This window comes from Cryomorphaceae bacterium, assembly GCA_007695365.1.
Taxonomy (GTDB): domain Bacteria; phylum Bacteroidota; class Bacteroidia; order Flavobacteriales_D; family SKUL01; genus SKUL01.
Map to the genome: position 1 here is coordinate 54,732 of REDV01000066.1, position 7,009 is coordinate 61,740.

The 7,009-nt window shown below is 50.0% G+C and carries 6 protein-coding genes; 2 read left to right on the forward strand and 4 right to left on the reverse strand.

Annotated elements, in window-relative coordinates; translation table 11 throughout:
- Positions 1 to 84: 84 nt before the first annotated feature.
- The 3 genes from EA392_04745 to EA392_04755 form a co-directional block, all read right to left on the reverse strand.
- Positions 85 to 1,191 (reverse strand): DUF354 domain-containing protein, encoded by a 1,107-nt coding sequence (locus EA392_04745; GenBank protein ID TVR40105.1) that lies wholly within the window; start codon positions 1,189 to 1,191, stop codon positions 85 to 87.
- Entirely contained in the window at positions 1,169 to 2,350 is a 1,182-nt protein-coding gene (locus EA392_04750) for a hypothetical protein (GenBank protein ID TVR40106.1), read from the reverse strand. The genes EA392_04745 and EA392_04750 overlap by 23 nt, the downstream gene beginning before the upstream one ends.
- An 87-nt stretch (positions 2,351 to 2,437) precedes the next feature.
- On the reverse strand, positions 2,438 to 2,704 hold the full coding sequence (locus EA392_04755; GenBank protein ID TVR40107.1) for a hypothetical protein: 267 nt from the start codon (positions 2,702 to 2,704) through the stop codon (positions 2,438 to 2,440).
- Between the two features lie 20 nt (positions 2,705 to 2,724).
- Here EA392_04755 and EA392_04760 point away from each other — a divergent pair, with 20 nt between their 5' ends.
- The gene (locus EA392_04760) at positions 2,725 to 3,660 is read left to right on the forward strand and encodes an isoaspartyl peptidase/L-asparaginase (protein ID TVR40108.1); all 936 of its coding nucleotides are present in this window, start codon (positions 2,725 to 2,727) and stop codon (positions 3,658 to 3,660) included.
- A 3-nt stretch (positions 3,661 to 3,663) separates the two neighbouring features.
- A complete protein-coding gene (locus EA392_04765; GenBank protein TVR40109.1) occupies positions 3,664 to 4,440 on the forward strand; it encodes an alpha/beta fold hydrolase in 777 nt (258 codons plus the stop codon).
- An 83-nt stretch (positions 4,441 to 4,523) separates the two neighbouring features.
- Here EA392_04765 and EA392_04770 read toward each other — a convergent pair whose 3' ends face one another.
- Positions 4,524 to 6,953 (reverse strand): T9SS C-terminal target domain-containing protein, encoded by a 2,430-nt coding sequence (locus EA392_04770; protein ID TVR40110.1) that lies wholly within the window; start codon positions 6,951 to 6,953, stop codon positions 4,524 to 4,526.
- Between the last annotated feature and the right edge of the window lie 56 nt (positions 6,954 to 7,009).

Below are 7,009 nucleotides of genomic sequence, written 5' to 3' on the forward strand. Positions count from 1 at the left end.
ATAGATTGGTTAGGTCGAGTGACTAAAAGTACCGTCCTCCTCAAGCCTTCTGAAAAGCGGGATTAAAAGTTTTTAACAATCTAATTAACCGTTCGGAATAGCGAATCTCAAATCATTGAATGATTGCCGATATGGATAGTGAAGAAGCACATCTGTCCAAATCACAGCGAGGTTCTTTTTTTCACTGAGCATCTGCCATCTTCGGGCAGACCAACTATCCTTCAATTGCGGGTCGCGAAGCATATCCCCCACTACCTGAAGAAGGCGCTCAGGCCGGTCGGTAGGAATTCCAATTGTCAATTCATACTTGTGCTCCAATTCATCGAGATAGCTCAGTTTACCCACAAAATCATTGAAGCGAACAGAAGGTGTACCAAGTACTGCGGCTTCGGCCGCCATGGTCTGACTATCGCCAATGTACAACCCGGCAAAAGCCATGGCGTGGTGCATCACCTCCGGGGGAATAGACGTGCGGTATTGCTCAAGGCTTTCGGGAAGAGCGCGTTCGGATGTGATATATACCCGCCCATGGTTGTTGAGCATGGCAATTAACTCGTTAGCAAGGTCATCAGTAATGCCTTTCTTACCATCGTCGTGATGGGCGGTGAGGCTTGCAAAGCGCAGAATGAAGTAAGGTTCGTCTGCGCGGATGTAGGGTCTTATCAGATCCTTGTCGGGAGAAAAAAGTTCCGGATGAAGGTAGGCCAGTTCGTGGTAGCTGTCGTACAGCTGTGTTTTGTGCTCATAGCCTTGCACGCGGCACACAGCCGGCGCCAGGTTGAGCGAGCAAAACCGCACGCCGTAACGCGCAAAGAGCGGCACCTGGTCGAGGTCGTCCTCATTGATTAGCACCGATGGAATGCCCAACAAGCTGCCCAAATGCGCAATCACGATATCTGTTCCGGCCATAATATCGGGCCTGAATCTTCGGATGATTGTGAGCATTTTCCACTCGCGCTGCAATACAGACTGGATAAGCCCCAACTTGCTATCGCCGTCGCGGGCCGGCAGAAAAATGGTCTCAAAGGGACAATTCTTCATCAGTTTGAACAGCACATCTTTCTGACGGGCCACGAACAGTACTTCGGCGCCCTCATCCTGAAGCGACTTCGCCACCCATTTGAGATTGTGATAGTGCGCGGGATGCCCTACGTACAAGAGGATACGCTTATTCCGGTTGGTCTTGTGCATAGCTTGTGTGGTAAAGTGCCAGGGCGAGTGTCATCCATGCCTGCCCCCATCGCATGTAGCGGGTTTTGTCAGTAAACCACGCAAAGTAGCGGTAATAAAAGGAGCCCTTGCCGTCGTAGAGGTGTTTCAATGCCCACGCGGTCATGCGGTGGGCCCTGTCGGATTCATCTCTGCCCATGTTCCTGAGTCTGCAGGCAGTGATGATTCCCTGGGCCTGATGGTGTACATCGGCAGGAAAGCGCCGTGGCAAGCGGAAATAGCTTCGACCGTTGATGGCGAATTGCTGTTCAAAGTAAAAGTCTGCTCCGTGAGTAAGGGCATCCACCCAAGGCTTCGGACGTTCGCCGAGGTATTGCATGGTTTCGATGAGGCTGTCTAAAATAAACCCCTGGTGAAAATCGGTTTGAACGCGAACTTTTCCTGTGTCGAGGTCAACGCTGTAGTCCCACCGACCGTCGGGCTGTTGCCTTTGAACCACAAATTCTGCAATGCGCGTGGCCAGCGTTCGATGCTCCTCATCACCCGAAAGTTTGTACAAGCGTGCAAAATAACCTGCAGCGAGCATGGTTGCGTTGTAGCAGCAATCCTTTTTCACGGTGCTGTAGCTGATACAAAGGCCTGTTTCGTCTTCAAAGCGAGGCAAATCGTTCAGAATAAATAGCTCGATTCCTTTCAAAAGCTCCTCTGCCAGCGGAAAGTCGCCACAACTAGCGGCTTCGTACAATCCTTTGGCTACAAAGCCCGTGGCCACAATGGTGGGCGAGCCTGCGGGCAACACCTTCACCGGACTGGCCCAATCAAAAGGATAACCCCAACACGTGCCTGAGTAACCTGGGGTGGCATTGCTTTTCAAGGCCAATAGCAGCTCCTGAATCTGCTCGCGGTAAGTTCCCGGATTTTGTTTTTCGAGTAGGGCCAACGCTTCCAGAAACAGCCCAAGGCCTTTGGCATTCTGCACAGGCTTTATACCCATCAAACTCCGCAGGTTGATTGGATTGCGCTTCATCACCTGTATGGCCAGTACAGGTGGCCATTTGCCTTTTTTCAGCCACTTCCAGGAAGTGTTCAAGGCGTCATACGGATCATACCCCGCAAATCCCCGCACCTCCGCGTAGTTCAAAGATGCTCCTAAAACTTTAGCCAGTTCGTTCTTATTCATCGCTGCCGGAGAAGTGACAAAACTAAGATTTAGACCTGCAATTGCGCACAATGTAACTTTCAAGTTGTTAGCATCGTATAATCAGGCTCAAACATTAAAACGCAAGGAGCCATGAAAGCAAGAACAGCAGGTTGGGCACCCCAGCAAAGCCACATAAGCAGCCACAAAATTTTCCGCATAGGTATTGCCCTGTTTCTGACAGGGCTCAGCATCGCCGGCTTTTTCTCGTAAGAGATAAGCCATTCCCTGGCGCAAAAATCCCGTCCGATTGGATGGGATTTTTTCATTTCTGTTGCAGCCATTCACAATTGCTGAGTTGCAACCGTTCTTACGGGCTATATTTGCCCACAGCATAAGCAAAACCAAAACAGAACATGAAACCTTTTGGCATTGCCATACACGGTGGTGCGGGAACCATACCCCGCGATTCTTTGTCAGCAGAGCGCGAAGCCCTTTACCTCGAGGGTTTAGACAGGGCGCTGAGCGCAGGATACGAAGTATTGTTGCGTGGTGGTTCTGCGCTGGAAGCCGTTCGTGAGGCGGTGGTTGAATTGGAAAACAATCCGCTGTTCAATGCAGGACGCGGCTCGGTGTTTAACCACATCGGCTCGCACGATATGGATGCCGCCATTATGTGCGGAAGAACCCTGGAAGCCGGAGCCGTGTCGGGCATCAGCCAGATAAAAAACCCGATTGTATTGGCAGAAACCATTCTGAAACACAGCGACCACGTAATGCTGATTGGTCAGGGGGCTGAGGAATTTGCCCGTTTGCACCACCTGGAGTTTGCCGATGCCGGTTACTTCTACGACGAGTTTAGGCACCAACAGTGGAAGGAAGCGCTCGCAGCAGGGCGCACTCAGCTCGACCACAGCCTACCGGCCAACGAGAAAATGGGAACTGTGGGAGCTGTGGCCATTGACTTGCACGGAAATCTTGCCGCTGCCACCTCAACCGGAGGCATGACCAACAAAAAATTCGGGAGGGTTGGCGATAGCTCCATTATTGGCGCAGGCAACTACGCCAACAATGTGACCTGCGCGGTGTCTTGTACCGGTCACGGAGAGCCTTTTCTGCGCGCGGTAACCGCCCACGATGTTAGCTGCCTGATGGAATACAAGGGCCTATCGCTGCGTGATGCCTGCCGCGAAGTGGTGCACAAAAAATTGCCGCGCATTCATGGTGAAGGCGGTTTGATAGCCACAGATGCAGCCGGAAACATTGAACTGGTGTTTAACTCCGATGGCATGTACCGCGGCATGCAGCATTCCGACGGACGACGGGAGGTGGCTATTTACAAGGAAGATTGAGGGTTGGATGAGAACATACATTCACTCAAAACCGGTGGAATAAAGCCCCACGAAAACTTGCTATCTTTCGGCTTTCCCATTCATTCTGAAACATTGAAAACCGACCTACTACTACTCCATGGTGCGTTGGGAAGCACTGCTCAGCTTCAGGGACTCGCCACCAGACTTTCCGGTCATGTTGAAGTACACTGTATAGGATTGAGCGGACACGGCGGCGTTCCCTTTCAGGAGCGATTTGAAATTGACCAGTTTGCCGATGAGGTAATTTCTTACATGGCTGATTTTCCGGAGAGAAGGTTTCATGTCTTTGGTTACAGCATGGGGGGCTACGTTGCACTTTATCTGGAAAGGCGTGCACCCGCAACTTTCCAGTCCATTGTTACGCTGGCAACCAAGTTCGATTGGAACCCGGAAAGCGCACAAAAAGAGGCTGCAATGCTCAATCCGGATAAGATATTGGAGAAAATCCCGGCCTTTGCCGGGGAGCTTAAAGAGCGGCACGGAGAATCCGGGTGGCGCATGCTGCTTGAAAAAACAGCAACCATGATGCTCAGCATGGGTCATCAGCCGCCTTTGAGCCCTTCAGACTTTGCGGAAATCAAGATTCCTGTGGTGCTCTGCCACGGCACCTTAGACAAGATGGTATCTGAAGAGGAAACCATGGCTATAGCAAAATCACTCCCCACCGGAAATTTCGTTTCCTATCCCGACTGGCCACACCCACTCGAAAAATGTGATCCCGACAAGTTGAGCGGAGATATTATTGGCTATTTGTCTTAAAACAAGGAAAGTTTGTTTAAATCACAAAAAACCGACCCCCATCCGGGAGCCGGTTTTTCACTTGGGTGCTATTCGGGAAGCAATTACTTCACCACACTGATTTTTACGGTGTCAAAATTTTTGTTGTTGACAATGAGTTTGGCAATGTAGATACCTGCGGGCCATCCGGTAACGTAGATTTCCTGGAAACCTGCATCGCTGGCGGCAAACTCGCGTATAAGCTGACCATCAAGGTTAAAGATTTGCACCATGCCCAGCCCCTCGGCCTCTTTGGGGTAGGTGAGCACCACGCGGTCTTTGGTGGGGTTGGGCCACGCCTGGAGGTAGCGTTCGGGTTTTTCTTCGATCTTGCTTGAGACAGATGACATGGACTTCGGATCCAGGATGACCGGTTGAGGCGGAAGAGAGTCGGTAGCTCCCTGCGCGTACAGCCAGCCCCAAGCATCTCCAAGTGTCAAGGGCGCGTTATAGAAGAAGTCCCAACCAGTTGCAAGGTGAGCTTCAGTAATTGAGTCTGCGGTAGCGGTATTGATCATAAACTGCACCCAACCTTTCCTATCGGGATGAACATCGAGCGAATCGAGTAAAGTTTGAGCCATTCCAGTATTACCCGAACGCAAGTAAGCTCCAATACGATGCAGTTTGTAGTGCGGCTCAGGTCTGCTTTCAAGATAAGCATTCCACGCAGCGTGATCAATCGAATCAGGGTGGTATAAGAAATGGCGGTGAATGGCTCTTTCAGTTTGCGATTTTTCATTGCATCGCTGCGAAATTTCTGCATGAAGCAACCTTGCCAGACTCGCTCCACTGTTTTGCTGGGCATCATCAATGAATTGCATGAAAAATGGAGAAAGAATGGCGTTATCTTTTAAGAAGGTATAGACATCACCCGGCAAGCGCGAGTTGGCCACGAGTACTTGCGTTAAGTGCCAGGGGTCAAAAGATTCGGCGGCATCAATGGCTGCCATCAAAGCTTCTCTGCTCAGCGGGTAACGGGCCAGCAGCAAATCACGCAAATAGGCAGATTCTTCGTTGTGAATGTTTTGCAACAAATCAATAATATCTTCTGTTTCACCGCCATCAATGGTTACCTGGTAAAGCGCAAGTGCACTCTCAAGATTGCTGTCAGCGGTTGCCTGCTTCTCCATCAATGTTGCCAGCGGGTACTTTCCATCTCCTTGTGTAGTGAAATTACTCGGGCAGTGATTTTCAAAGTCGAGCAAAACTCCGTTGTACAAAATGTTGTGAGTAACCTCCATGTGTGCCTGCCCTTCCGGTTGAGGGTCTGTTACATCAAAAACCGGTTGGGTGGTAGGGTCGTCTTGCAGACACCAGTATTGAAACATCAAGCCTGAACCAGAGTTAGCACCGTACGTTTCATGTACACGGACATCACGATACGGAAAACTCGCCGGGTAGTTGGGATATGAAAAGACGTTGTTGGTAAGCCATTCTACCTGCAACCCTGAACCTTGATCGTCTCTCCATTCTGTTTCCGGGGTGAGGAAAATATCTGCGCGACCTGCCTCTGAAAACTGATTGCATCGGGCTTGCAATCCCATATTTCTGATGGGGCCTCTGTTGTTATTGACAACGCTGACACCTACATTCAACTTGTTGAAAGTGTTACGGTACACTTCATTGTCAACCTCAAGGTGAGAAAATGATGCATCCTTGTTGCTGTTGTCAACGATTAAGCCCGTGTTAACAGAAACCTCATCGGCAAAGAAGTTATTCTCTTCTACGGTAAAAAGATACGTGTTGGCCAGGTATGCTCCATACCCTCCTTCAGGGTAATTGCTGTTAAGTACGGGTATGTGGAAATTGTTGAAGGTGATATTTTCGCGGCTCACACCAAACACAATCATACCGCGTTGATTGTGTTGAAACTCCATCCTGCTTGCGGTGAAGTAGTCGTTTTCTGCCCCAACAACCAATACACCGTTGTAGAGTTGGTAAAAGCACTGGTGAACATTATCAGAAATGGGCAATGCATCATGAGCTGCCTCATAAGGCTCATTTTGACCGGTAACCCGAAAAGTGGCTTGCAATGCATAAAGACCCGTTCCGCGTTGGTCAATTTCAAAATCTGCAAACTGAGATGTATTTCGCCATGAACAGTTTCTGAAAGTTACATCTTGCACACGGTGCAATTGCACATGGTAATCAGGCATGATTGCCGGATTGTTCAAAAGCCCGTCTGTAAGAAAATCACAGTTCTCGAAGTAGCACCGGTTGGGGTCAACACTGCCCTGGCTGTTGAGCCACAAGTAGTTTTGCACAAGAACATCTCGTTGGTTGTTTCTGAACCGGCTGTTGTAGGCCCTGATTACTCCTCCTGTTTCGTTGAACTGAAACAGATTGTTTTCCGTGCTTCCCTGCCTGCTTGCAGCCATTGCACCAATATAAGCGTGCTCTATCACGCTGTTGTTGGTCATGTGCAGGTAGCCTTGATTCGAAAAGGGAAACTGAGCGGCAGTAGGGTCTCCCCATACTTCAACGCCGAGCCACATTTCGCTATGACAAGGCCCCGAAGTAAATATGGTGCTGTCCAGGTTTAGCCTTCCTC